General features: G+C 60.9%; 24 protein-coding genes and 1 tRNA gene. 19 read left to right on the forward strand and 6 right to left on the reverse strand.

Annotation, left to right across the window (positions count from 1 at the left end):
- Positions 1-337 precede the first annotated feature (337 nt).
- The 3 genes from HY247_07145 to HY247_07155 are packed head-to-tail and all read left to right on the forward strand — an operon-like array spanning position 338 to position 2,500.
- Positions 338-1,498 (forward strand): nitroreductase family deazaflavin-dependent oxidoreductase, encoded by a 1,161-nt coding sequence (locus tag HY247_07145; GenBank protein QQG48510.1) that lies wholly within the window; start codon positions 338-340, stop codon positions 1,496-1,498.
- Entirely contained in the window at positions 1,491-2,225 is a 735-nt protein-coding gene (locus HY247_07150) for a glycosyltransferase family 2 protein (protein ID QQG48511.1), read from the forward strand. The genes HY247_07145 and HY247_07150 overlap by 8 nt, the downstream gene beginning before the upstream one ends.
- On the forward strand, positions 2,222-2,500 hold the full coding sequence (locus HY247_07155) for a hypothetical protein (protein ID QQG48512.1): 279 nt from the start codon (positions 2,222-2,224) through the stop codon (positions 2,498-2,500). The genes HY247_07150 and HY247_07155 overlap by 4 nt, the downstream gene beginning before the upstream one ends.
- Here the strand turns inward: HY247_07155 and HY247_07160 are convergent.
- Positions 2,497-2,982 (reverse strand): dual specificity protein phosphatase family protein, encoded by a 486-nt coding sequence (locus HY247_07160; GenBank protein ID QQG48513.1) that lies wholly within the window; start codon positions 2,980-2,982, stop codon positions 2,497-2,499. The genes HY247_07155 and HY247_07160 overlap by 4 nt on opposite strands.
- 41 nt (positions 2,983-3,023) lie before the next feature.
- The gene (locus HY247_07165) at positions 3,024-3,317 is read right to left on the reverse strand and encodes a DNA-binding protein (GenBank protein QQG48514.1); all 294 of its coding nucleotides are present in this window, start codon (positions 3,315-3,317) and stop codon (positions 3,024-3,026) included.
- A gap of 96 nt (positions 3,318-3,413) precedes the next feature.
- Here HY247_07165 and HY247_07170 point away from each other — a divergent pair, with 96 nt between their 5' ends.
- Positions 3,414-4,448, forward strand: coding sequence for a hypothetical protein (locus HY247_07170; protein ID QQG48515.1), 1,035 nt, complete (start codon positions 3,414-3,416; stop codon positions 4,446-4,448).
- Position 4,449: 1 nt separating this feature from the next.
- The gene (locus tag HY247_07175; GenBank protein ID QQG48516.1) at positions 4,450-4,704 is read left to right on the forward strand and encodes a hypothetical protein; all 255 of its coding nucleotides are present in this window, start codon (positions 4,450-4,452) and stop codon (positions 4,702-4,704) included.
- Here HY247_07175 and HY247_07180 read toward each other — a convergent pair.
- The 3 genes from HY247_07180 to HY247_07190 are packed head-to-tail and all read right to left on the reverse strand — an operon-like array spanning position 4,673 to position 7,296.
- Positions 4,673-5,155 (reverse strand): N-acetyltransferase, encoded by a 483-nt coding sequence (locus HY247_07180; GenBank protein QQG48517.1) that lies wholly within the window; start codon positions 5,153-5,155, stop codon positions 4,673-4,675. The two genes, HY247_07175 and HY247_07180, sit on opposite strands and share 32 nt — an antisense overlap.
- A gap of 1 nt (position 5,156) precedes the next feature.
- Positions 5,157-6,095 carry a Gfo/Idh/MocA family oxidoreductase gene (locus HY247_07185; protein QQG48518.1) on the reverse strand — a complete coding sequence of 313 codons (939 nt, stop codon included), beginning with the start codon at positions 6,093-6,095 and terminating at the stop codon, positions 5,157-5,159.
- A gap of 43 nt (positions 6,096-6,138) precedes the next feature.
- Positions 6,139-7,296, reverse strand: a complete 1,158-nt coding sequence (locus tag HY247_07190; protein QQG48519.1) for a hypothetical protein — start codon at positions 7,294-7,296, stop codon at positions 6,139-6,141.
- Between the two features lie 98 nt (positions 7,297-7,394).
- Here HY247_07190 and HY247_07195 point away from each other — a divergent pair, with 98 nt between their 5' ends.
- The 3 genes from HY247_07195 to HY247_07205 all read left to right on the forward strand — a co-directional run bounded on the left by HY247_07195 (position 7,395) and on the right by HY247_07205 (position 9,511).
- Entirely contained in the window at positions 7,395-8,456 is a 1,062-nt protein-coding gene (locus tag HY247_07195) for a DUF354 domain-containing protein (GenBank protein QQG48520.1), read from the forward strand.
- A gap of 29 nt (positions 8,457-8,485) precedes the next feature.
- Positions 8,486-8,561 (forward strand) — tRNA-Gln (locus tag HY247_07200).
- 461 nt (positions 8,562-9,022) lie between these two features.
- Positions 9,023-9,511: a hypothetical protein gene (locus tag HY247_07205; GenBank protein QQG48521.1), complete on the forward strand. Its 489-nt coding sequence runs from the start codon at positions 9,023-9,025 to the stop codon at positions 9,509-9,511.
- 238 nt (positions 9,512-9,749) lie between these two features.
- Here HY247_07205 and HY247_07210 read toward each other — a convergent pair whose 3' ends face one another.
- Positions 9,750-10,574 carry a helix-turn-helix transcriptional regulator gene (locus HY247_07210; protein QQG48522.1) on the reverse strand — a complete coding sequence of 275 codons (825 nt, stop codon included), beginning with the start codon at positions 10,572-10,574 and terminating at the stop codon, positions 9,750-9,752.
- Positions 10,575-10,780: 206 nt separating this feature from the next.
- On the opposite strand from HY247_07210, the gene HY247_07215 reads away from it, so the two are divergent.
- The 11 genes from HY247_07215 to aroC all read left to right on the forward strand — a co-directional run bounded on the left by HY247_07215 (position 10,781) and on the right by aroC (position 22,786).
- Entirely contained in the window at positions 10,781-12,034 is a 1,254-nt protein-coding gene (locus tag HY247_07215) for a hypothetical protein (GenBank protein ID QQG48523.1), read from the forward strand.
- A 121-nt stretch (positions 12,035-12,155) separates the two neighbouring features.
- Positions 12,156-13,754: a right-handed parallel beta-helix repeat-containing protein gene (locus HY247_07220; GenBank protein ID QQG48524.1), complete on the forward strand. Its 1,599-nt coding sequence runs from the start codon at positions 12,156-12,158 to the stop codon at positions 13,752-13,754.
- A gap of 185 nt (positions 13,755-13,939) precedes the next feature.
- Positions 13,940-15,163 carry a hypothetical protein gene (locus HY247_07225; protein QQG48525.1) on the forward strand — a complete coding sequence of 408 codons (1,224 nt, stop codon included), beginning with the start codon at positions 13,940-13,942 and terminating at the stop codon, positions 15,161-15,163.
- Entirely contained in the window at positions 15,160-16,224 is a 1,065-nt protein-coding gene (asd, locus tag HY247_07230) for an aspartate-semialdehyde dehydrogenase (GenBank protein ID QQG48526.1), read from the forward strand. The genes HY247_07225 and asd overlap by 4 nt, the downstream gene beginning before the upstream one ends.
- 2 nt (positions 16,225-16,226) lie before the next feature.
- Positions 16,227-17,015, forward strand: coding sequence for a class I fructose-bisphosphate aldolase family protein (locus tag HY247_07235; protein QQG48527.1), 789 nt, complete (start codon positions 16,227-16,229; stop codon positions 17,013-17,015).
- Complete coding sequence (locus HY247_07240; protein ID QQG48528.1) at positions 17,008-18,024, forward strand: 3-dehydroquinate synthase II; 1,017 nt, start codon at positions 17,008-17,010, stop codon at positions 18,022-18,024. The genes HY247_07235 and HY247_07240 overlap by 8 nt, the downstream gene beginning before the upstream one ends.
- A 19-nt stretch (positions 18,025-18,043) precedes the next feature.
- Entirely contained in the window at positions 18,044-18,706 is a 663-nt protein-coding gene (locus HY247_07245; GenBank protein ID QQG48529.1) for a type I 3-dehydroquinate dehydratase, read from the forward strand.
- A 49-nt stretch (positions 18,707-18,755) separates the two neighbouring features.
- Positions 18,756-19,535, forward strand: coding sequence for a hypothetical protein (locus tag HY247_07250; protein ID QQG49586.1), 780 nt, complete (start codon positions 18,756-18,758; stop codon positions 19,533-19,535).
- Positions 19,532-20,404 carry a shikimate kinase gene (locus HY247_07255; GenBank protein QQG48530.1) on the forward strand — a complete coding sequence of 291 codons (873 nt, stop codon included), beginning with the start codon at positions 19,532-19,534 and terminating at the stop codon, positions 20,402-20,404. The genes HY247_07250 and HY247_07255 overlap by 4 nt, the downstream gene beginning before the upstream one ends.
- Complete coding sequence (gene aroA, locus HY247_07260) at positions 20,394-21,683, forward strand: 3-phosphoshikimate 1-carboxyvinyltransferase (GenBank protein QQG48531.1); 1,290 nt, start codon at positions 20,394-20,396, stop codon at positions 21,681-21,683. The genes HY247_07255 and aroA overlap by 11 nt, the downstream gene beginning before the upstream one ends.
- On the forward strand, positions 21,680-22,786 hold the full coding sequence (gene aroC / locus HY247_07265; GenBank protein ID QQG48532.1) for a chorismate synthase: 1,107 nt from the start codon (positions 21,680-21,682) through the stop codon (positions 22,784-22,786). The genes aroA and aroC overlap by 4 nt, the downstream gene beginning before the upstream one ends.

Below are 22,786 nucleotides of genomic sequence, written 5' to 3' on the forward strand. Positions count from 1 at the left end.
CCCTGTAGAGCTCGTAGACCGCCCCCTGCATCAGGGCCCAGACCGGAGGATACGCGATCGTCGGGAGGACCCCAAACCCATAGGTGCTCAGGTCCGGCACGGGGAGCGTGCTCCCGTAGGGGTCAAGCCCCTGCGCAACGTAGTACCCCAGCCTCACCCAGAGCTCAAAGTCGAGGTGCCCCGTCCAGAACGAGAGCCCCTCCCTTATCGACAGGCCAACAAGCAGCGCAGTGGTCACTCTCATCGGAAGGATCTGTGTTTGCGCTCACGTGGAGTTAAGCCCGCCGTCGCGCCCGTCAACCCTTAATTTCTGGGCAGGAAGTCGGCGCGAATCGCGTTGTCCGACCCTGGGAGTCTCCTCCGCCTCCAGACCGTCGGCCGTAAGAGCGGAAGGCCCCACAGTGTCCTCCTGAGGTATGTCACCTACGACGGAAGAATCGTCGTCTTCCCCCAGAAGGGCTCGTCTCAGGATTGGGTGAAGAACCTGTCAGAGGGACCGGCAGTGGTCGTCCACGCCAACGGGAAAGCCATAGAGGGGGTTGCTTCTGTAAAGGAGTCTAGGGGTCTGGACGATCCGAGGTACTCGGTCTTCACCCGCAAGTATGGGACAAAGGTGGTGCGTGACAGGTACTGGGGCCAGACCACGTACATCGAGATTGAGCCGAGGTCTGAGAGCCCAGTCGACCTCGACGAGCTCGTCTACGGGGACCTCGAGGCGGCCTTCGACGGAGTCGCGGAGAACTACGACCACCACATCCTCGACAACCCGATGAATCTGTGGCTCAGGAACCGTTCAGTCGATGTCATGACGCGGGTCTTCAGGCCCGGTGAGACCATCCTCGAAATCGGATGCGGAACTGGCACTGAAACCCTCGTCCTCGCCCGCAAGGGAATCAAAGTCATAGCCTCAGACATCTCGTCCAAGATGCTCGAGGTCCTCGCCAGGAAAGCAAGCGCAGCGGGCCTCGGCGGCTCGATAGTCCCCGTACACTCCCGACCCTACGAGCTGAATGAGAAGCTGGCTCTGCTAGGCTACCATCAGGTCGACGGTGTCTACTCAACGTACGGGGCAGTCAACACGGAGCCGAGACTCGCCGAAATGTTCTCGACCGTCCAGAAGCTGCTGCGCCCCGGAGGAAAACTCGTGCTCGGCGTCTGGAACCGATACTGCCTGTACGAAATCCTCGGATACTCACTCAAGCTGCGCCCGTCGATGGCCATCGCTAGGTTCAGGAATCCCGTCCCTGTCGGGAAGTCGAGGTTCTGCATCGCTTCGAACGCCTATTCGGTCTCGGGTGTGTCCGACGTGCTCGGGGCTTACGAACTGGAGGAGGTCATCGGAGTGGGGATACTCCTCCCTCCCTCGAACCTCCTCAGGTACTTGCCGCCGGGCAGGCTCCTCGGCCTCTTCAAGAGGGCCGACGCGGCCCTCCAGGCCTACTTCCCTTGGAACAGGCTGGGCGACCACTTTATCGGAGTGTACTCGCTGCGTGCGTGACCTCACAATTTTCGTGTGCACTTACAACTCAGCCTTGACCCTTGAGAAGTGTCTGACGAGCGTAACCAATTGCGAACCCGACTCCAAGGTTGTTGTGATTGACCACGATAGCACCGACTCTACGACCGTCATAGCCGAGAGGTTCGGGGCCGAGGTCCATCGGGAGAATGTGGGCCTCGGATACGCCAGGCAGCTGGCCCTCGAATTGGCGGAGTCACGTTACTTTGCGTTCGTCGACGGCGATGAAGAAGTGACGAACCCGCTCTTCTTCAGGTGCGCTGCAAAGAGGCTCGAAGCCTCAGTAGTAGGAGCTGTGGTCGGGATGGCCGAGGGCCACAGATTCACCTACGGACTTCCCATGGGAATGACCGTCTTCAGGTCCGAAGACTTCCGGGGTAAGGTCATACCTCCAGGGATTGACGCGAGGGAGGAGTACTTCGTCCAGCGGAGGCTTAGGAGCCTCGGACTTCGAACAGTATTCCTCTCGGACGCTAAGGTCCACCGGTCCCAGTACAGGAAGTTCAAGCCCGAGTGGGAAGGGGCAAACACCCGCCTCGCCTGCGGGCTCAGTCTGCGCCAGCTCCTCTTCGCCCTGAAGGTCACCCTCCTCCTGAGCCTCAACAGCAGGAGCTTCAGGAACATGGCCTACGTCCCTGTCTTCTACCTGAGGTTCCTCAGGGGGTTCGCCAAGCCCCAGCCGTGGAGGAGGCTGAGGCTCGCACTTTGAAGCTCATCCAGGAACGGACCGCGCTGAAGTTGCTCGTTGAGAGGAACGGAGTGCTCCTGTCCGTTACCACCCAGAGACGCGCGTACTTCTTCTTCCTCTCCGCCGCTTTCGTCGGGGTTAAGGTCGCTCCGACCACTGACCCTGACCTTGGGATTGTGGAGCTCTCCGACTACGACATCCTACTAATTCTCAGGAACTGGAAGAGGCTCTCGAGGGTCAAGGTCCGACGTGAGGCGACTCGAGGAAAGTACCGAGCCCAAGTCGCAGATGACTAGGGGCAGAACCTGCGGACGGCCTCTTCTTGAGACCCTTCGATGAACTCGGGCTTGATCTTTCTTAACTCTCTGATCGCCTCGTCCGCGCCGACCTTGCCGGCGTCAACCAGGTAGGCAGCCAGGGCGCACCCGGTCCGCCCCTGCCCAGCCAGGCAGTGCACGAGAATCATCTTCCCCGACCCGAGTCCGCTTTCGATGCTCTTCGCCGCTTGCTCCAAGCTCTCTTCGCTTGGAGGTTCATGGTCCTTCATCGGCACGTGCTCAAACGAGATACCAAACCCCTCTTTCAGCTCGTCAGGCAGCGGTTTCTCGGTGAGGGTGAGGATGACGCCGACCCCTTTTTTTCGGAGCCATTCAATCTGACTTCTGGAGGCGGGGTAACCAGAGGCCGCGAGCCTTCCCTTCTCGATCCAGACAAACCCAGTCGGCTCTTCGGAGACCTTCGCCCTGAGTCTTCTGAGGAAGAGTCCACCTGTACCCATGGAGTTGCACCTGGCCGGAGGATGAGGAAATCTTAGGTCTTTCAGGCTTCTATAACGTCTAGTTTTCCGTACTTGCCCACATTCAGACGCAACTCTCCCCTGAAGCTGTTCGTGTAGCCGTTGGTCACCTTCACCTTCGACCCCTGCTTGACCATGTCAATCTGATCGTCCCACAACGAGAGCTTGATCTGGCCGCTCTCGTCTTTGAGCATGCAGTCCATCACCCTCGCCTCTCCCCCAGTCCTCAGGTTGACTGTGCGCGGCTCAGCCATCTCGGCAATCTCGCCTTCGGCATCTACCCTTCGCATCCCATCGCGTAAGTCTCGGACGTTCATGCGAGTCGCTGGTCGACCGAAGGCTGTATTTAACATTGAAGCGCTTCGAGCGAGGTCAGAAACCGTTTAATCAGAAAGTGCTGGCTCGGCCCCCGCTTGGTTCCGAGCTTGGCTGATGATGGGCTCCTCGTCATAGTCCTTGTGGTCCCGCTCTTCGCCGTTCTGTTCCTCATGCCCTCGTACCTGAGGGCCCTGGCGCGCAGAGGCAGGGTTGTCGACGACGTCCACAAGTCGCGCCCGACGAAGGTTCCCAACCCGGTAGGGCCTCTCCTCTTCATCGGCGCCGTCGGCGGCGAGGCCGCGGCCTACGTGGCCTTCGGGTCCCTCGTGCCGGTCGCGGTTCTCGGGTGTGCCGCCATCGCCTTCGCCGTGGGCTTCGCCGACGACCTGTACGTCCTCGGGGCCAGGACCAAACCGCTCCTCCTGCTACTCGCATCGCTCCCCCTGGTGGCGCTCGTGATGCTCCAGCCGGACCTCTACCAGTCGAGCCTCAGCTTCCCGGTCATCGGCGCGACCAGCGAGCACTTCACGATCTACACAGCCCTCGTGGTGCTCTCCTTCCCGGTGGTCGCGAACGCGTTCAACATGATGGACTCTTTCAACGGCCAGGTCTCTGGATTCACCCTAATCGTCTCGGTCGCCCTCGCTTTCGGGGTGGCCCTGAAGACCGCAGTCACCCCGGAATTCTCCATCGTCCACCTCGCGGCGGCCCTCCCTCTGGTCGCGGTGTCGGGGGCTTTCCTGGTCTTCAACCGATACCCCTCGAGAGGGTTCGACGGAGACAGCGGAAGCCTCATGTTCGGGGCGATGTTCGCTGCCCTCGCGGTGACTGGAGGGGTCGAGATCGCTGCAATCGTAGCCATAATGCCAGCTATTCTGAACTCATTCTACATCCTCTCAAGCGTCCGCGGCCTTGTGGAGCGGCGGAAGATGCCCTCCAGGCCCACCTACATCGGCGGAGACGGGCGCCTCTACGCGTCGATGGAGCCCAATGCCCCGACGACCCTCGTCCGCATGCTGCTCTTCGACGGCCCCATGACCGAACGAGAGCTGGTGGGCGCCATACTCACGCTGACCGTTGTCGCATGCTTATTGGCAGGCCTCACTTCTTTGATGACGTGGGTCTTCTGAGATGAGGCTGGCACCTCTGGTGGGGATCATGTCGATCGCCTGGCTCCTCATGATCGGGGAGGTCTACGTCTTCTTCTACGTGATCCTGGAGTTCGCGCCGCCCATCCACGAGACTGGGAGCCTGACCCTCCTCGCGCTCTTGAAGGTCGCCGCGACACTGGCCCTTGGAGGGCTGTGGTTCGTCGTCATGTCCGCTGTTTCGAGGTTCTACGCTTCGTCCCGGGTCAGGGCCCGGACTCCCACGCCTTCATCTTAGAGTCGAACTCCTTCCTCGTGTATCGCACCCTCGCAGGGACGCCCATCACGACCTTCCCAGGGGGAACGTCTTTGGTGACCACTGCGCCCATCGCGACCACTGCCCTCTTGCCGACCGTCACGCCTGCCTTGATGACCGCCCTCGCCCCAATCACCGCCCCATCCTCAATCGTCACGCCGATCATCCTCTTGCTGGGCGGATACGGGTCGTTGGTAAGGACGGCCGCCGGCCCGATGAAGACGTTCCTGCCTATCCTGCTCATCGGTGGGATGTACACCATCCCCTCGATCCTGCATCCGCTGCCTATCCACACGTCGTAGTCCACGTGCGCTAGCGAGCCGATCCTGACGTCGTCTCCGATGCGCGTCTTGGATCCAACGTAGGCGTAATTCCAGATCCTGACGTTCTTCCCTATCTTCGCGTCCGGGGCTACGAAGTTGACTGGCTTCATATCAGCTCAGGTAGATTGGCGCCCCGGATGAACTTGACGCAAGAACCGCCTCGGCAATCCTGGTCGTCTTCAGCCCGTCCTGAGGAGTCACCAGGGGCTGCCTCTTCTCCGAAAGAGCTGCCACGAACTCCTTCATCTCCAGCATCAGAGGCTCCTGGAAGGGCCTGGTCGGCACGGTCGTCGAGGTCCCTTCATGGATCTCGGTCTTCTGGGTGACAAAGTCCACGTCGATGACCCCGCCCGAGAAGACGGCGGTAAGCGTCCTGACCCGGTTGGGCGTGATCCAGTTGGTGACGAGGAACGCCGTCTTCTGGCCCGAGAACCCCAGCAGCACCGTGGCGAAGTCCTCGTGCTCGAGAGGAGCGTACAGGACACCCACCCTGGCGTAAACCGTCTTCGGGTCTTCGCCGAAGAGCCAGCACGCTGTGTCGATGTCGTGCACCGACGCATCCTTGACTATCCCGACGTCGCCGATGTTCTCTCCCCTCCTATTCTCCCTGTGGAACTCCAGGAGGATGAGTTCCCCCAGCTTCTCGCCTGAAATGGTCTTCTTGAGCTCGGTGATTGGAGGGTTGAACCTCTCGATGAAGCCGACCGTGACAGTCCTCTTGGCGCTCTTCGCCAGGTCGATCAGCTTCTCGCCGTCCTGAGCCGTCGTGGTCATCGGCTTCTCCACGAAGGTGTTCAGCCCGGCCTGGAGGGCCTTGGACGCGATCGCAAAGTGCGTCGAGGCCGGAGTGCAGATGGTGACCGCGTCGAGCTTCTCTTTCTTGAACATCTCGTCGACTGAAGTGTACGCCGGGACCCTGAACGTCTTCGCGAAGTGGTCCGCCCTCGCCTGGTCGAGGTCGCAGATTGCCCCCAGGCACCCCAGCTCGTTGAAGACCCTGACGTGGTTTTTCCCCCACCCTCCGGTCCCTATGACCCCCACCCTGGGCATCGGATGGCGTGGCGACATCGTAGCCAATATAGGGTTATGCGCCTTATTCTCTGCCCAGGCCGGCGGTGGCTGAGACCACCGTCACTTCCGTATTCCTCTGGCCCTTCCTCGAATGCTTGACCGCCTCTTGATCCTCCTTCGAGCAGACTATCAGCACGTTGTGCTTCAGAGGGTCCAGGACGTCTGACCCCGCCTTGAACTTCGCAGCCGAGACGATCTCCACGTCGGTGACATAGTCCCTCAGTCTCTGCTGAATCCCATCCGCGACCTGCAGCCTCTCGCCCCTCATCTCGTAGGTGTCCAGAGACCACAGCAAGGTGATCTTCGTCCTGCTCGCCTTCAGCTGTTTCTCCTTGAGGACCTCCCTGGCCTCGTCTACCACATACCTGACATAGTTGTCGAAGCTCTTGAGGGCGGCGCCGGCCAGGTACGAAATGGACTCGCCCGTATCCTCGCTCGCCTGTATCGCCTTCAGCTCGTAGAGATACTTTGAGAACTCATCGATGTACAACTCGGAACCCTTACTGATCGAGACCCTCGCCTCCCTGGCCCTCCTGGCCAGCTCTATCTCGGTCACGGACCCCACTGCTTTGGCAAGCACCGTGGCAGAATACTCCAGCTCCGCGGAAAAGATGTTCTGCGAAGTCCCCACGAACCCCAGAGCGTGCAGGAGGCCCTTCTCTCCCGTCCCAGCTTGAGCCACTACCGCGGGCTCAGCCTCCCTCGGCCCGAGGGGCATGTACGCGTAGGTGAGAGTCCCCCCGACCCGGAGCCCAGTCTGCTTCTCGACCATCATGATGTTCTCGGAGTTGCCTCCCGGGCCGGTCGGGAGGCAGTTGACCAGCGTGACGCCCTCGGAGAGATATCGCGAGAGGTCCCTCAGCTTCGTCCCGCCCTCGATGAGGCTCTCCTCGGCCGGCCTCCTCAGTTTGGGCACGAAGAAGACAACTTGGGCCTCTTCGAGGACCCGCCCGAGGGGCTTCAGGTCAAGGAACCGCTCCTCGCCCATCAGGTCCATGAGGACTGGATTCTTCTTCAGGAACTGAGCGTCCAGGTCTGAAGCCATCTGCAGTGACTCGTCGATGATGGTGACCTGGGCCTTGTCGGCCACCTCGGCCGCGAGCTTGTATCCTTCGCTTGTCAGTCCGTAGATCGCGACCTTGGTCCTTGACAAAGAGTGAGAGACGGCCCCGGAGTCCACGTAATTACGTTTTGGGCTCTTGAGAAATCGGCGGCTATCATCAATCGAGATTGGTTAAATAATTCCGAGCGCGCCGGAAGCAGCGCCCCGGTCTCTCATTGCCAACAGCACGCATATGGTTCGACATCCTGACGCCGAAGCAGATTCTCTTCTTCGGCCCTCTGGTGAAATCGCTCAGGAAAGAAGAATGCGACGTCCTCGTCACCTCCCGGGCCTACAGAGAGCTCGAACCCCTAGCGGAGATGGCAGGACTGAAGTTGACCTTCGTAGGCGAGAGAGGAGGAAAGGGCAAGGAGGCCCAGCTGGTCGCCTCGACTGAAAGGCAGAGCCTGATTATCCCGATCGCCAGGGACTTCGACCCTCAGGTCGCTGTGTCTGTCGCGTCCGGGGTCTGCGCCAGGGTCGCCTTCGGGCTCGGGGCAAAGCACATCGCAGTGAACGACTCGCCGCACTCAGAAATCGCTGGCAGGCTCTCGCTCCCGCTTAGCCATCACCTGCTTTGCCCCTGGGTCATCCCCAAGTCGGCTTGGGGGATCTACGGCCTCGCTCCGCGCCAAGTCTCGACTTACAGAGCGCTCGACCCCGCAGCATGGCTGAAGAGGCCCGCCCTAGGTGGGCCAGTCCCAAAGCTGAAATCGGGGAAGAAGACGATCACCATCAGGGCTCCAGAATCGGATGCACCATACTTGGCGAAGGCAGACTCTAGCTTCATGCGCAAGGTCTTGGGGGCAATCGCGAAAGGTTTCGCGGCTCACAACCTCGTCGTCCTCGGACGGTATGACCAACAGGTCCTGCAGCTTCAGAAGGAGTTTGGCGAGACTTTCATCGTGCCAGACGGGCCCATCGATGGAGCCTCCCTGTTGAAAAAGTCAGACGCCTTCGTCGGCATGGGCGGCACTATGAACGCGGAGGCTGCCCTTCTCGGAGTTCCTACCGTGTCTGCGTTCCAGGGCTCGCTGTACACAGACAGGTATCTGTTGTCGGAAGGCATTCTGAGTAGGGCCGGCACTCCTGCCTCTATCGTCAAGACCCTCGGAAGAATCCTCCGGGACGACTTCAAGGCCGCGCAGGAGAGGAAGGCGATGAAAATCCTGGATTGGATGGAGGACCCTGTTGCTGTCCTGCAGAGTTTCATCCTCAAAGCCGCCATGCAAGCCTAAATTACCATCGGCAAGGCAACTCGAAGCAGAGCCCGGTGGTGTAGCGGCCAAGCATACTGGCCTTTGGAGCCGGTGACCCTGGTTCGAATCCAGGCCGGGCTACCACCCCTGCGCATTGATTTCCGAGCCCGACTCCAGCGTTGATTCCCGCATCATATTATATGGCGTGGTCAAGGCGGGAAGGAAGAGGTTCTATGATGACATGGACGAAATCGAGTCCCACCAGACGGTCAAGGTCTGGCTCGCTGGAATCAAGGAGGGTCCCAGCAGGAGGGCGGCCCGATACACCTCCGCCAGGTACCACCGATGGAGGGTCTCCAGAGGGCTGCAATCGAACCCTGACGACCTGATAGAAGAGTGCCATAACGGCAACAATCGGACTCTAGTGTCCGAGGTTCGGGTTTGGAGACATTGCGATTCACGCTTAATACGGCGATGAACTCGAGCAGCGCAACTTGGGCTTCTGTCCAAGCTGTGGCAAGGAGAAATCACTGCAGGCCATGTACTGTACCAATTGCGGGCACCACTTTGAGCAACCGCAGCCTCTCGCGGCTGTCCAACCGAGTTTGAAGAAGTCGCATCGGAAGAGGAATGCCCTGCTTGGAGTCATCTTCACAGTGGCATTTCTGATTTCCATTGCGACTGCCATCAACTCGCCCATTTCGAATGCAAACTCCACCTCGTCCGCCACGCAACCAAAGGCTCCCATCAGCCCTTGCGTGTTCTCAAGCAAGTCGTTTGGGGTCTCAACTGATGGGAGCCACAGCCTTCAGGGCTGTTTGACTTCAGGGAGTCACGGAAGCTGGGGATTCGCTCTGACTTGCAGCTCATGCTTCCCCACGCTTAGAGGAACAGTCAGTTCGTCAAACCCTGTCGAAGTAGAGATACTTGCAGGAGGAGCTCTTGGCGGCATCCTCTACAGCAAGAACGACACCACTTCTGCCAGTTTTGCGGACATAGCACTGTATCCATCAACAGGATATGCCGTATACATCAAGAACCTGAGCGGAGAGAACAATTCAATATCAATTTCCCTTCAGATAAGTGGCTCCTAGTGGAAGATTGAGGTCCTCGCTGTGGGTCGTTTAGATAGCGAGGAGTGGTGGGAAAGTAGCTGCTCGACTCGGAAGTCAAAGAAGCCCAGATACATCCAGGACGTTCAGCTTGGACTCATGAAGCACCTAAGGTACAATGCCAGGCGACCGCTTCGGGGCGTGTCTTACCCGCCTTGCGTGGAAATCAATCCGACGCATATTTACCCAGGCCGGGCTACTAAATCTCCTTTGCTCCATCCTAAACGAATCTCACTCCCAGGACTGGCATTACGGCTATCCCGACATAGAGGAGTGCCAAGCATCCTAGGAGAGTCTTCTCAATCCTCGCCCCCGTCGCGACGCTTACACCAGCCCCAAGTATCCCAAGGCTCAGGGCCTGGAAGGCGACAAGGACAAGGGTAATGGACCTAGATTCAACCAACAGTGCAGGCCACGCCCTCTGAAAGAGCCAGTAGATGACGGAAAACCCTGCCAGAGGAACAAGAGCTGCGGAGATTGATACGACTAGGGGCGAGACCCTGGCCCTACACTTGAAGACAATCGACCCAAAGTACAACGAGGCAAAGAGCACCGCGACAGTCACCAGAAACCACTCGATGGAGTCCGCCGAATCTTGTGCAATTGAGACAGAGAGGATTGTGATCTTCGTGCCTGTCAATGCCACTCCAACTGCGACGGCGAGAGAGAAAATCAGCGAGCCGAAGATTGAACGCACCAGGGTCGAAGAAGCACTTTCAATCGCCGCCCTCGGCAGGAGAATCCCTGCCACGACCTCCCTGAGCCTGCTCCCTTTCGACCCTGAGAAGGACCTGGGTTCATTGACCGGCCAGGAATACACCTCCTTACCCAAACCCGTAAGCGAGTATCTGCGTTCGTTGTCGCGAACAACCAGGCCTTCCAACACGTCGAGATGATGGTACAGTGCTCCCGTGCTGGTCCCTATCGCAGAGGAGAGCTCCTTCCATGTAAGCGGGCCCGAGGCGCCAAGGGTCTGAATGATCTTCCTTCGGAGAGGATGCTCGAGGACTCTGCTTACCTCCTTAGCTCTGTCTCCCCGCCCCATAGGCGTTCCCCGAACCCTGGAGTTAAAAACACGAGATTGGAATTGGGACACTAGCTGCGACTCGGCGACTCGGGGCGGTCGGCAGCTTGAGAGAAGTCCGGTGATTTCGGGGCACTTCGAGCCACAGGATTGAAAGTTCCACAGTATTCCAATTCCTGGAAGCCAACGGCTAAAGCCTCTCTAGTCTACGCATACCCAGGAAACAGTTGAAAACGCAATCCGAAAGCAAGAAAATCGCAGCGATTTCGATTCTGCTAATCCTAATGTTCGGTGCAGCCACAGCCGTCTTCGCAAAGTCAAGCCAAGCGCAGGGGAAAGGAGCAATCTCGATCCAAGGAGCAGGTGCGACCCTTCTTTCAGTCGCCACTGGGACCTCAGATACGAACTCAACCGGGGATCATCAAGGACAGGACCAAAACGAGACTCAGCCCTCCGACTCCGCTGGGGACAACGAGACTGACGTCGGTTCAGGAGTAGAGAACGACACCTCGGGCCTTCAGGACGACCAGAACCTCAACGGGACCAACGAACTTCACTTCGCCCTAGTCCCTGTCAACTCGAGCGTGTCTGGGCACGGAGACTCAGGTCTGGAGTTCGAAGGGCTTGACCTCAGCGCCGACGCAGAAGTCGAGGGTGCACGGACGAACGCCACCTACACCTTCGTCTTGACAATCAACGGGACCACCCACTCGCTGGGGACTCTCGTCACCAACCAACAGGGCGAAGGGGAGATAGAGGCGGAGCTGGGACTACCCTCTCCTGGAGTGTACTCTTTCTCAGTCTCTCTGAAACTCGGCTCTCTCCCTGACCTGACGGGCTCCCCCTCGGTCCAGACCGCTACCTTGGGCAATTCGTCATCTTCGGAAGACCACCAAGGGGATCAGGGCGGAGACAACCAGCAAGGCGACAGCGTCGCAGCCATACAGTTGGGCCAATTTGGCCAAGGCCAGCTCAGCCAGGCACAGGCCTCGAACCAGATTCCAGGGTACATCACCTTCGACGGTTCGTCCGCGCAGGTCACTGTCAACGACCCGCGGTTCAGCCTGTCCGCAGGCACCTACCAAGGAAGCGGAATCTCGATAAGCATCAGCGGCTCGAACGTCGTCGGGTCGAGGGTGCTCCTCGTCGGCCTTCCTAGCAGCCTGGGAGGTTCGTCCCAACGCCTTCTAGTCACGTTCGACGGAACCCGGGTCACCAAGGCGTCATCTCTCTCAGAAGTGCTAGAGTCTACCTCCTCTGACCAGCCGACGTACCTAGTCGCGAACACCGCCGCTGGACTCGCCCTTCTGATCTCGATACCTCACTTCTCCACCCACACCATCAGCATTCTTCCCATTACAGCAGCCTTGGGAGGCATCCTGACCCTGAACGGGCTCACGATGTTCCTCTCAATGTCCGCCATCGGCGTCGCAATATTCGCTGCCTATACACGGAGGAGAGTCTATTCGCCTCTGGCGTAGAACTCTCCTCGCCTCCCATTTTTTCTTGTTTCCAAGGCTCTGAGAGCATGCCGAGCCAGACTCAACTGCCAGACGATCTTCGCAGTGGCCGTTGCAACTCGCCCCCAAGTCGGGGAGACGAATGAAGGGTCTCTCACCTGCCGTCGCAGCTCTGGCTCTAATCTCGATGATGCTCACCCCCTCGATTGGGGTGGTTGCCACCTCCTCCCCCACCTGCGGCTCGACAATCTCTGGATCTGTCACCCTTAGCGCGGACATCGGCCCTTGCTCTGGTGACGGCCTGTTGGTCGGGGCAGACGGGAGTTCTCTCAATTGCGCGGGCCACGCAATACGCGGGACGGGAGTAAACACGGGGATCAGTGTCGCCGGGAGGGACTCCGTCGCAGTCACGAAGTGCAAGGTCATCGGTTTCGCTGTCGGCTACCTGGTCTCGGCATCGTCGAACGTCCTCGTCGCAAAGAGCGGGGCAACGGGGAACGGACGTGACGGATTCGTGTTCGACTCATCATCCAATCTGAAGGTCACATCAGATCAAGCACTCCTTAACGGCTGGTCGGGATTCCACTTCAGCTCTTCTTCGCTGGCGACCCTGAAGGGCGACTCGGCCAAGAACAACTCCGCGTCCGGCTTCAATCTCCAGTCTACTTCTTCGAGCAAGCTCCTTTCCAACACGGCTAAGTTCAACAAGGACTCCGGGTTCTGGCTTCGGCTCTCGACCTCCAACACACTTAGGTCCGACCAGGCCCTTGCGAACGGCTACGCGGGCTTCCGATTCGAGAACTCTTCTTCGAGCCTCCTGAAAGGGAGCAAGTCGATGCAGAACGCACTTCAGGGGTTCTACTTCTACGCCTCGACGGGCAATAGTGTGCTCGGCAACACTGCCCTTAGAAACGGAGGCGGGGGGTTCTACGAGACCACGGGGTCGAACTCCAATACGCTCGTGGGGAACAGCGCAGTGCACGACGGGTCCATCGGATTCTTCGTGGACTCCTCTGCTTCGAATACTCTGCGGAGCAACACTGCCAACTTCAACACCTTCTACGGATTCGCACTCCACGGCGTCAAGAACACCGTCGTCTCGGCAAACAAGGCGACGAGCAATGCCCACGATGGGTTCTTCCTCGATGGGGGGTCATCGAATCAGCTGACCTCCAATAAGGCTATCACGAACGGTTATGCCGGATTCCTGCTGCACGACTCCTCGAGCAACACACTCAGCACAAACAGCGCGTCGAAGAACTCTCTCGTTGGCTACTACCTGACCGGTTCTTCGAATCTGAACGCGCTAAATGTCAATCTCGCACTTTCCAACGGCGACGTGGGCTTCTTCATCAGCTCTGCCTCTAACAACCTAACTGGAAACAGGGCCAATCTGAACGAGGACGATGGTTTTGTGGTGTGGAGTACGACGTCGAACTTCCTCAAAGGAAACACAGCCGGCTACAACAAGCATGACGGATACGTGGTCCACAGCTCTACGCTAATCACGCTTGCGTCCAACGTCGCCCTCCGGAACTCTGACACCGGCTTTTTCCTCGACAGCTCCAGCGCGAACACCATCAGCTCAAACGCCTCTGACCTGAACCACTTCTGGGGTTACTTTGACAACAGCGCCGGCCAGGGCACCGCGGGGACGGCAAACACCTATTCTCAGAACGAGGGCAGTGGCAACGGAGTCGCAGGATCGGCTCCTCACGGTCTTTGCTCGCCGCAGTCATAGACTGTCGCGGGTATCTTCTGACCATTTTAGAGCATGAATGGATATATACGGTAAGAGTCCCCGAACGACCTGCGAGAAGCTTGACCGAAGTTGGTACACGGGGCGCCGCGTATTCCTGGCCTCTGTACGGCTATAGTTGGTAGAACCAACTCCAGCATTCTCGCGATTCTGGAGGGATTTCATGCTTGAACAAGACTGACTTGCAGGACACGGTCGTCGTGAAGTTCGGGGGCTCCGTCCTCGAGGACGAGCGCTCGATAGGCCAAGCGGCCGCCCTGATCAGGGACGCTATGTCCCAGGGCAAGGGCGTGGTTGTAGTGGTCTCAGCGATGAAGGGTGTCACCGACAACCTCCTCAGCCTCTCCAAGGGCGTCAACCCCAACATGGATCCCTCCCTCCTCGACGAGCTGCTCTCCTCCGGCGAGAAGACCAGCGCACGCCTGGTCGCAGCAGCCCTCTCCTCCCACGGCCTGAAGCCGGTCGTCGTTGACCCCGACAGCCCCCTGTGGCCGGTAATTACTGACGACCGGCACCAGGACGCCAACCCTCTCCTAGAAGCGACCAGGGAGAACGTCCGCACGGGCCTCCTTCCCTCGATTCTGAAAGGCGAGGTCCCTGTAGTGTGCGGCTTCCTCGGAAGGACGCAGAAGGGGAAGATCACGACGCTCGGACGCGGAGGGAGCGACACCACTGCGGTCCTCATCGGGAACTGCCTCGGCTCCAAAGAAGTGATACTCATCAAAGACGTAGAGGGTGTCTACACGAGCGACCCGGCCCGCGTGAAGAATCCGCACCTCATCGAGAGCCTGAACGGCGAGGAGGCCGAGATGCTCGCGGCGGGCGGAGCGAAGTTCCTCCATCTGAAGGCTCTGCGCTATCAGCCTCCGGGGCTGAAGATCCGCGTCACCAGCCTGGGTCGGCCAGAGTCGGGCACCGTGATCGAGGGCGACATCCCGGACATCGGGGTCGAGGTCTCGAGAACAGGAGTCTCGATGGTCACGATCGTGGGGATCGACACGGCGAGCCTTGACTCCCTCACGGCGATCGCCAGGGCCATCCGCAACGGAGAGACTTCCATCCACGCGCTTTCGCTCGAGTCTTCTTCGGCAATCTTCTACGTATCAGGCGACCAGGGAGTCCTAGACAGAGTGCACCAGGTGCTAATAGACGGCCGCCTGGGGAAAGCGGTCTCGTCCTTTGACGGCCTCGCGATGGTCTCCATCAGGGGCAAGGCTCTCGAGACCCAACCCGGCGTCATCCAAAGGATCACCCAGCCTCTTGCCAGGGCGAGCATGAACCTCTACGGCATAGTGACCATACAGTCTTCGATCAGGGTCTTCGTCTCCGCGGACCAGGCCCACAAGGCGGCCCGACTGATCAAGGAAGCGATGCTGGTGGACGAGCAATGAGGGAACTGAAGGCCGCCCTTCTGGGCGCGACGGGGGCGGTGGGCCAGAGGTACGTCTCGATGCTCGGCGACCATCCCTACATCAAACTCGAGCGGCTGATGGGCGGGGAGTCGGCGGGCAAGCGATACTCCGACGCCACGCGCTGGCTCCTCCCCACTGACCTGCCGGCCGAGTTCGCTTCAAAGAGAGTTCTCCCAGCGAGCCCGAAGAACGCCTCTGGTTGCGAACTGGTCTTCTCGGCTCTGCCTTCCGAGGCGGCTTCAGCCATCGAGCCTGCCTTCGCAAAGGCTGGGTTCCAAGTTGTCAGCGAAGCCTCGGCGCACCGGATGGACGCCGATGTTCCCCTCATAGTCCCCGAGGTCAATCCCGACCACTTGTCCCTGGTCGAAACCCAGAGGCGACGGCGGCGCTGGCCCGGGTCGCTCGCGACGACTCCCAACTGCACCGTCACCGGGCTCGCAATGGTCCTCAAGCCTCTCGGAGACCGCTTCACGCTCAGGAAAGCCATAGTCACTTCTATGCAGGCGATCTCAGGAGCCGGCTTCCCCGGAGTGCCGTCTCTCCTGATTACGGAGAACGTCATACCTTACATCAAGGACGAAGAGGACAAAGTCGAGGCTGAGTCGCGCAAGATCCTGGGGGCGGCGAGCAAAGGGTCCATCAGCCCGTCCGGCCTGGAGATGGCGATTTCGTGCAACCGGGTCCCGGTCGTCGACGGCCATCTCGAGACGCTCTACGCTGAGTTCGAGGAGCCGGTCAGCCCCTCCGAGGCGACGAAGGCCCTGAGCTCCTTCAAGGGGGTCCCGCAGGAGCTCCGCCTCCCCACCGCCCCCGACCGCCCGATAATCGTAAGGCAGGAGCACGACCGTCCCCAACCGAGGCTCGACAGGCTAGCCGGAAGCGTCCCGGGGATGAGCGTGGTCGTAGGGCGTATCCGGAAGGGGATAGGAAGGAACTCCATCCAGCTGACCCTGCTTTCGCACAACACAATCCGGGGTGCGGCCGGAACGGCCATCCTCACATCGGAGCTGATGGCATCCAAGGGGTACCTGGGCCGATAGCCATGGTCACCGGAAAGGCGCTCAGGCTCTCTAGGACGACCAGCAACGGCAGGATGCTGTGCATACCGATGGACCACTCACTCACGAACGGCCCGATACCAGGCCTGGAGTACCCGGACGAAGTAGTCAAAGCCGTGGCCCACGGCGGGGCGACCTCTGTCCTGGCCCACAAGGGCTTCCTCCGCTCGCTGAAAGAGCCTCCCCTGATAGGCACGATACTACACCTTTCCGCCAGTACGGGCATGGGCCCCACCCCGAATCGCAAGGTGATCGTCTCGTCAGTCCAGGAGGGGGTCAGGCTTGGTGCCGACGCGATATCCCTCCACATCAACATCGGCAACGCCCATGAGCCAGAGATGCTCTCTCAGCTGGGCTCTGTCGCGGACGAGTGCGACTCGATGCAATTCCCCCTCATCGCCATGATGTACCCGAGAGGGGAGGCAGTCAAGGACCCCTCAGACCCCGAGGTGGTCGCTCACGTCGCAAGAGTAGGCGCCGAGGCTGGGGCTGACATCGTGAAGACAGTTTACACCGGCAGCGCGGAGTCCTTCAGGGAGGTGGTGAGAAAATGCCCCGTGCCGGTAGTGCTCGCAGGAGGCTCGAAGGTCGACTCGGACCAGGGCCTCCTCGAAATGGCTCAGGCTGCAATGACTGCCGGTGCCATGGGCGTCACCTTCGGGCGCAACGTCTTCCAACACAAGGACCCGGCAGGGATCGTCCGCGCGCTCCGACGTGTAGTCATCGACCGTAGCTCAGTCGCAGAGGGGTTGGAGTCGCTGAAGCATGCCTGAGCCCCACAAAGAAGTCGTCCTGAGGGTCGGTCCCGAAGGCCTTAGTGCCGAAACAGCAAGGCTCGCCCGTGAAGTCGGGGTGACACGTGTCATCTCGGAGCCCGGGGGGGCCGACTCGGATCGCCTCGGCGGCCTTGAGCTGGTAACCATCTCGGAAGAGCCGGGCCCGGAGAATTCCAGTTGGATCGTAATTCGAGGCGCAGCAGACGTGGCCCGCGCGGTCGACGCCAGCGCGAGGCGACAGCCATTCGTGGTCGTCGAATGCGCCGACTGGACAGTGATTCCGCTCGAGAACCTGGTGGCCGAGTTCAGGAGGAGGGGCAAGAAGATCCTCGCGTACGCAGCCACAGCGCAGGACGTCGAGACCGCTTTCGGCGTCCTTGAGAAGGGAGTAGACGGTGTCGTGGTCCCCCCCGCGTTGCTAGGCTCCGCGAGGTCTCTCTCACGCGGCAGAAGCGGCGAAGTGGCGGTGGTGGCGGCCAAGGTGACTAGGGTCGTCGACGCAGGGCTCGGGGACCGCGCGTGCATCGACACGACCTCCGAGCTGGAGAACGGTCAGGGGTTGCTCGTGGGGAGCAGGGCGAACTTCTTCTTCCTTGTGCACGGAGAGACTATTCCCTCGCAATACATCCCCGCCCGGCCCTTCAGGGTCAACGCCGGAGCCCTTCACTCCTACGTACTCTCCCCCGACGGGAATACAAGGTACCTCTCCGAACTCGAGCCGCCGGACAGGGTTAGGATCGTAGACTCCCGAGGAGGCTGGCGAGAAGCCACCGTGGGCCGAGTCAAGATTGAGCGGAGGCCCTTGGTCCTCGTCGAGGCCGAGTCCGGCGGGGCGTCAGGAACGGTGATACTCCAGAAAGCAGAGACCATCCGACTGGTCCGGCCCGACGGGACTGCGGTCTCGGTGACCGACCTCAAGCCTGGCGAGTCCGTGCTCGCGCACACGGAGGCATCCGCGGGACGCCACTTCGGCGGTGAAGTTGACGAGCGCATCGTCGAGAAGTAACTCGGGGGGTCGCCGGACGATGCTCTGCACCTCGATCTCGGGACAGTCGATCGACGACCTGTCAAGTGGAGCGGGAGAAGCGCTTTCCATCGGTTCGGACCTCGTAGAGTTCAGGCTCGACACCCTTCGAGACCCTAGACCCGGGAGCCTCGGCCAGCTGGCAACCTTCCTCGACCGCGCCGTCTTAACAGTCCGCCGCCCCGGAGAGGGAGGACGCTTCCCTGGCACGGAGTCAGAGAGGCTGACCCTCATTCGCGCGGCAATCGATCAGAAGCCTGCCTACCTGGACATCGAGCTCGAGACCCTCGAGTCTTACCCGGACCTCCTCTCCTCCCTTTCGTCAACAAGACTGATCGCCTCCTGGCACGACCTGGGCAGGACCCCTCCAGCCGGGGACCTGACGCGGGTTCTTCAGCGCGCGAGGAATTATCGAGGAGTGCCCAAGATAGTCACGACAGCTACTTCTCCGGCCGACAACCTCTCGGTCCTGTCTCTGTACAAGGGCTCGGGGGAGCCTCCTGCCGCTTTCTGCATGGGAGAACTGGGGATCTTCTCCCGGGTTATGGCGATGAAGTACGGCTCGCCGATCTCGTATGTCTCCCTCCCGGGAAGGTCAGTCGCGCCCGGACAGCTGGACTTGAAGACGGCTCTTGAGCTGAGGAGGCGACTGTCCAACGCCTGACCGCTTTCTCCTCCTAGGGTCCGATGTCTCAGCCTCACCGAGCCCAGCGATGATGAACGCGGCCTTCTCTGCGCTGAAGGCCGACTCGACCTACGAAGCGATGAACGTGGCTCATGACAAACTAGCCCCGACATTCGATCGCCTCAGGAGGGAGGGAGTGCGCGGACTGAACATCACGATGCCCTTCAAGACTGCAGTCCGCGACCTGCTGGACTCCTCCGACCCACGAGCCGAGCGAATCCGGGCAGTGAACACGGTCTCTAGAGAGGGCGGTGTCTACCGGGGGTACAATACAGACGTCGACGGCATCCTGGGCCCTCTCCGTGCCAGGGGGGTCTCGCGCATCCAGAGCGCGGCAGTCATAGGGGCTGGCGGGGCGGCCCGCGCTTTCTGCGCCGCCATGCAAGAGCTCAGATGCAACCGCCTGCTCGTCATAGCACGCGACCCGGTGCGAGCAGAGTCGCTCTCCCTCGAAATGACCCAGAGCTTTCCCTCGATGTCGATCTCCCCTGCCCGAATCGGAGGGAGGGTCGCTTCTGACTTCCAACTCCTGTTCAATGCGTCGCCTGAAGGTTCGGAGGGAGTCCCGACGCCACAGGAGGTCCTCGACCTCGTCGGGCCAGACAAGATCGTCTTTGACGCCGTCTATTCGCCGTCGAGGACTGCGCTGATCGAGGCAGCCGAAGCCTCTGGCGCCACCGCGATCAGAGGAGAGGAGATGCTCCTGGACCAGGCAATACAGGCCCTTCGCATATGGACCGGGCTCGAGCCTCCCCGCGAGGTCATGAGGCTGACCCTCTCGCGATTCCTGGAGGAGCCCCCTGCATGATCGGCTCGGCCACCTCCATGGGCGCCATCAGCGTGGTCAACGCGCTCGCCTCCGGCAAGGGCGCGACCGTTGCCGTCTCCCTCCCCACCTGGGTCAAGGTCGACATCAGACCCACCCCTGGCCCTTGGAGCGTCTCGGTAAATGGGAAGCCTGTCAACCCTGGCCTCGCCGAGGAGACCATCAGCAGGACACTCCTCTCGGAAGGAAAGGACTCGACAAAGCACTCAGGTAAAGTCGAAACCATCTCTCCCGTCCCTCGCGGCGTGGGCCTCAAGACGTCCTCTTCCTCCTCGGTCGCGATAGCCCTCGCCACGCTTTCAGCGCTTGGACACAAGGAATTCGACCCGGAGGTGGTCCTGGGCCTAAGCGTGGAGTCGTCTCTGGCCGCCGCTGTGAGTGTCACCGGTGCCCTCGACGACGCCGCCTCCTGCCTCCTCGGAGGGACCAACTTCGCTGACAACGCTAGAAGGAAGCTGACCGGGGCGAAGAAGCTCGGGGCCCGCCACCCGGTCCTCATCCACGTCCCTCCCATCAGGACTCGCAGGGGGAGTGTGAACCTGGACCAGGTCAGAGTCTTCTCTGAGGCCGCGGACGAAATCCTCACGCTGGCGCAGAACGGTCAGCACTGGAACGCACTCACGCTCAACGGACTTCTCTACTCCTCAGTCTACCAGTACGACCCCGGGCCAGCGCTGTCAGCGATCGAGGCCGGAGCCCTCGGCGCGGGCCTATCCGGCACGGGCCCTGCAACAGCTGCGGTCTTCGAGCCGGACGCCGAGCTCGAGAGAGCGAAGAGGGCCTGGGACGCTGCTGGCGGATTCATCTTGGAGACGACCACCACGGACGAGGGAGCCAAGATTGGAGTCTAGCGTCCGCGTCTCCGCGGATGGGCACCTGGAAGGCACTGTGGCCGTCCCCCCGAGCAAGAGCTACACTCACCGCGCCGTGGTGATGGCGAGCCTTGCCGAAGGCCAGAGCAGGATCGCCGGGCCCCTCCTCTCCCGAGACACCAGGGCGACCATCGGCGCCTGCGCAGCGATGGGAGCAAGAATTCTCGACGAGGACAGCCTCCTAGAAATCACCGGGACGGCTCCCCGCTCACCCAAGGAGGTGGTCGACGTCGAGAACTCCGGCTCTACGTTGAGGTTCATGACCTCGGTTTTCTCCCTAGCCCCGGAAGGCTCGTCCACCCTGACTGGCGACGCCAGCATAAGGACCAGGCCCATGCAGCCCCTCCTCGATGCCCTTGGCGAGCTGGGCGTCGACGCCAGGTCCACCAGAGGGAACGGATGCGCCCCAATAGTCGTCCGAGGCGGCGGGATGAGAGGCGGCAGGGCCAACATGAGGGGCGACGTCTCCTCGCAGTTCGTCTCTTCGATCCTGATCTCGAGCCCGCTGGCCCGCAGCGACACGACCATCGAGGTCTCGAACGCTGTCTCGAAGCCCTATCTCGAGGCGACCCTGCGCCTCTCGAGGCTATTCGGCGCCTCGATCGACAGGGACGGCTACTCCCGCTTCGCGATATCCGGAGGCCAGGCCTACAGACCGACGGACTTCCGCGTTCCAGGAGACTACTCTTCTGCGTCCTTCATCATGGCAGCCGTCGCAATCGCCGGGGGCAGGGTGGTCTTCACCGGCCTGGACGACTCGCTTCCCCAAGGCGACTCTGCGTTCGCGGGGATCCTGACCAGCCTAGGGGTTCGGGTGGCAAGGTCGAACGGCTCGGTGACCGTCGAGGCGGACGGCAAGGCGATTGCCGGGGGGACCTTCGACCTCAGCAACACGCCCGACCTCCTCCCAGCGGTGTCTGTGTTGGCCCTAAGGGCGAGCTCTCCGATCGAAGTCACAGGGGTGGCGCACGCCCGGTTCAAGGAGACCGACCGAATCAGGGTCCTCTCGACCGAGCTCCGAAAGTCTGGGGTCAGGGTAGAGGAGAGGGACGACGGCGTGAAGATCGAGCCTTCTACATCGCTCAACAAGTGCGTCCTCGACGCCCACGACGACCACCGGATGTTCATGGCCTTCGCCCTGGCCTCTCTAGCCTCCGGAGGGCGTGTGGCGGTCCTCGGGGAGGATTCGCTCGACGTCTCCTACCCTCAGTTTTTGAACGACATGGAACGGATAGGCGCCGCGGTGGCACGGGAATGAGCGGCAACCTCGTCGGCGAGAGATTCATCCTCATGACCTTTGGCGAGAGTCACGGCAAGGTCGTGGGCGCCGTCTTGGACGGCTGCCCTGCCGGCCTGGCCCTGTCAGAGTCGGACATCCAAGCCGAGCTCGACCTCCGCAAGCCAGGCCAGTCGATAGTCACGACGACCCGCAGAGAGGAGGACAGGGTCGAGATAATGTCGGGAGTCTTCAACGGTATGACAACCGGCGCACCGATAATGATGATGATCAGGAACGAGGACAAGGACCCGAGGGCCTACGAGGCGATTAAAGCCACGCCGCGCCCCGGCCACGCAGACTTCGTCGCGAGCAGAAAGTACGGAGGCTTCAACGACTACCGGGGAGGGGGCCGCTTCTCAGGAAGGATCACCGCCTCCTTCGTGATGGGCGGAGCAATCGCCAAGAAGCTTCTCAGGGAGGCCCTCGGAGTCGAAATCGTGGCGTACTCCCTCGAGATCGGCGGGGTGGTCGCGGAAGGGTTCGACTTCGAGCAGGCAAAGGCGAACCGGTACTCCAACGAGGTCAGGGCCCCCACGGCCAGCGCCGCTGAAGAGATGAAGCGGAAGATCATAGAAGTCAGAGGCAAGGGCAACAGCCTCGGAGGCGTCGTCGAGTGCGTCGCCACGAACCTCCCCGTGGGCCTCGGCGAGCCCGTCTTTGCATCACTCGACTCTGACCTTGCGAGGATAGTCCTCTCCATCCCTGCCGTCAAGGGAGTGGAGTTCGGGTCCGGCTTCTCATCTGCCCGCTCCACGGGCCTGGAAAACAATGACGAGTTCGCCTTCGAGGGTCAGAAGGTGGTCACAAGGTCCAACAACGCGGGCGGGATACTCGGGGGGCTCTCCAACGGGATGCCCCTTCTTTATCGCGTGGCCTTCAAGCCGGCGTCCTCGATCGCATCTAAACAGAGCACGGTCGACCTGACCTCCGGGAAGGAAGCAGAGCTCGTCGTCCCGGGGAGGCACGACCCGACCGTCGTCCCGAGGGCAGTCCCGGTCGTCGAAAGCGTGACAGCCCTGACCCTCGCGGACCACGCGATGAGGGCCGGGCTAATCCCCCCTGTAATCGGACGGAGCGGCTGA

The sequence above is a fragment of the archaeon genome (genome assembly GCA_016432545.1).
In the GTDB taxonomy this organism is placed as follows: Archaea; Thermoproteota; Nitrososphaeria; order Nitrososphaerales; family Gagatemarchaeaceae; genus UBA183.

Bases quoted from the DNA above. Each gene is read 5' to 3' on its own strand.
- HY247_07250 (QQG49586.1), top strand. From the start codon at position 18,756: ATGATGAACGCGGCCTTCTCTGCGCTGAAGGCCGACTCGACCTACGAA.
- HY247_07235 (QQG48527.1), top strand. From the start codon at position 16,227: ATGGTCACCGGAAAGGCGCTCAGGCTCTCTAGGACGACCAGCAACGGC.
- HY247_07255 (QQG48530.1), top strand. From the start codon at position 19,532: ATGATCGGCTCGGCCACCTCCATGGGCGCCATCAGCGTGGTCAACGCG.
- HY247_07210 (QQG48522.1), bottom strand. From the start codon at position 10,574: ATGGGGCGGGGAGACAGAGCTAAGGAGGTAAGCAGAGTCCTCGAGCAT.
- HY247_07240 (QQG48528.1), top strand. From the start codon at position 17,008: ATGCCTGAGCCCCACAAAGAAGTCGTCCTGAGGGTCGGTCCCGAAGGC.
- HY247_07175 (QQG48516.1), top strand. From the start codon at position 4,450: ATGAGGCTGGCACCTCTGGTGGGGATCATGTCGATCGCCTGGCTCCTC.
- aroC (QQG48532.1), top strand. From the start codon at position 21,680: ATGAGCGGCAACCTCGTCGGCGAGAGATTCATCCTCATGACCTTTGGC.
- HY247_07180 (QQG48517.1), bottom strand. From the start codon at position 5,155: ATGAAGCCAGTCAACTTCGTAGCCCCGGACGCGAAGATAGGGAAGAAC.
- HY247_07245 (QQG48529.1), top strand. From the start codon at position 18,044: ATGCTCTGCACCTCGATCTCGGGACAGTCGATCGACGACCTGTCAAGT.
- HY247_07165 (QQG48514.1), bottom strand. From the start codon at position 3,317: ATGAACGTCCGAGACTTACGCGATGGGATGCGAAGGGTAGATGCCGAA.
- HY247_07220 (QQG48524.1), top strand. From the start codon at position 12,156: ATGAAGGGTCTCTCACCTGCCGTCGCAGCTCTGGCTCTAATCTCGATG.
- HY247_07160 (QQG48513.1), bottom strand. From the start codon at position 2,982: ATGGGTACAGGTGGACTCTTCCTCAGAAGACTCAGGGCGAAGGTCTCC.
- asd (QQG48526.1), top strand. From the start codon at position 15,160: ATGAGGGAACTGAAGGCCGCCCTTCTGGGCGCGACGGGGGCGGTGGGC.
- HY247_07185 (QQG48518.1), bottom strand. From the start codon at position 6,095: ATGCCCAGGGTGGGGGTCATAGGGACCGGAGGGTGGGGGAAAAACCAC.